The following is a 1,799-nucleotide window of genomic DNA, read 5'->3' on the forward strand; positions in this document are numbered from 1 at the left end:
GGCCGTGGGCCGTGACCGTGCGCGTGCGCCCGGGCGACAACCTGATGATTCACAAGGCGCTGATGATGGTCCGCCCCGGCGATGTGATGGTCATCGACGGCGGTGGCGACATCACGCAAGCGCTGGTTGGCGGCCTGATGCGCACCACGTGCGTGGCCAAGCAACTCGGCGGGCTGGTGATCGATGGTGCCGTGCGCGACGTGCTGGAGTGGGCCGAAGACGGCATGCCCATCTTCGCGCGCGGCCACACCCACCGCGGCCCGAGCAAGGACGGCCCGGGCGCGGTCAACGTGCCGGTGTCATGCGCCGGCATGGCCGTGATGCCAGGTGACCTGATCGTGGGCGACGCGGACGGCGTGATCGCGGTGCCGGCCACCGAAGCCGCCGACATCCTGCAGCGCACCCGCGCCCACCTGCAGAAGGAAGCCAAGATCCGCGCCGACAACGCCGCCGGCACCTCGGACCCCGAGCGCTTCGATGCGGCACTGCGTGCCAAGGGACTACCGGTCTGAATGCGGCAGGGCACCCCCGCAGGGGTAGCTGGAAAAACAGGAGACAAAACATGCAACGACGCCATTTCCTGCAGGCCAGCGCCGCCATGACGCTGATGGCCGCCGGCTTGTCCCGCGCGCAAGGCCCGTGGCCACAAAAGCCGATCCGCCTCGTCGTGCCCTTCCCGCCGGGCGGCGGCACCGACATCACCTCGCGCCTGATCGCCGAGAAGCTGACCCTGACCGACCAGTGGACGCTGGTCATCGACAACAAGCCGGGCGCTGGCGGCAACATCGGCCTGGACGCGGTAGCCAAGGCCGCGCCGGACGGCTACACCATCGGCATGGGCCACGCCGCCAACCTGGCGATCAACCCCGCGCTGTACCCGAAGATGCCGTTCGATCCGCTGAAGGATTTCACGCCCATTGTCGGCGTGGCGGAACAGCCCGTGGTGCTGGTGGTACGCCAGGATTCCCCGCTGCACACGCTGGCCGACTTCATCAAGGCGGCCAAGGCGCACAACGGCGACATCGGCATCGCGCAGGCCGGCAACGGCACCGTGGGCCACCTGGCCGGCGAGATGCTGGCACGGCGCGCGCTCGTGCGGGTGCTGCAGGTGCCCTACAAGGGTGCCGGCCCGGCCATGACCGACCTGCTCGGCGGGCAGGTGGACGCCTACTTTGGCAACGCCGTCTCCGTCATGCCGCAGCTATCCGCCGGCAAGATCCGCGCGCTAGCGGTGACTTCGGCCAAGCGCCTCTCCTCGCTGCCATCCGTGCCAACGGTGGCCGAGCAAGGATTCGCCGGTTTCGAAGCCGCCACCTGGCTGGGCCTGGTCGGCCCCGCCGGCCTGCCGGCCGACGTCACCACGCGCCTCAGCGCTGCGACCATCAAGGTGCTCGCGCGCGCGGACGTGCAGCAAAAGCTAGCCCAGGAAGGCAGCGTGCCCACACCCCAGACCTCCCCGCAATTTGCTGCCCACATCCGCGCCGAACACGCCAAATGGGGCGCGCTGATCCGCGAGGCGCAGATCAAGCTGAGCTGACAATCCCAACCTGCTGGTATGTGAATGGCCTGGTTCCTGCAAGCGCCCGCCCTCTCCCCCTCTCCCGCAAGYGGGAGARGGGAGCCAACCAGCGGCAAGATCAACCCATTGTGGTAGCCGTGTTTCCCGCCCGAAGGGGCGGGAAACACCCAMGCGCGAYGCGAAGCGAGCCGTCAAGGTTTACCTAGGCCGTATGGGGCGCCTCGGGATTCGGCGAAAAGAGCGGAAAAGAGGGACCCATGTCTGAGTATCGCCTTAAGGC

2 protein-coding genes are annotated in these 1,799 nt (G+C 68.4%); both read left to right on the forward strand.

Annotated features, from left to right (window positions below):
- Positions 1–512 (forward strand): RraA family protein (locus tag AC1DS3_RS38285; RefSeq protein ID WP_477129323.1); only part of this gene is annotated, 512 nt, incomplete at its 5' end.
- 50 nt (positions 513–562) lie between these two features.
- A complete protein-coding gene (locus AC1DS3_RS38290) occupies positions 563–1,537 on the forward strand; it encodes a Bug family tripartite tricarboxylate transporter substrate binding protein (protein ID WP_441634265.1) in 975 nt (324 codons plus the stop codon).
- Positions 1,538–1,799: the final 262 nt, after the last annotated feature.

The organism is Cupriavidus sp. 01L46 (genome assembly GCF_056399905.1).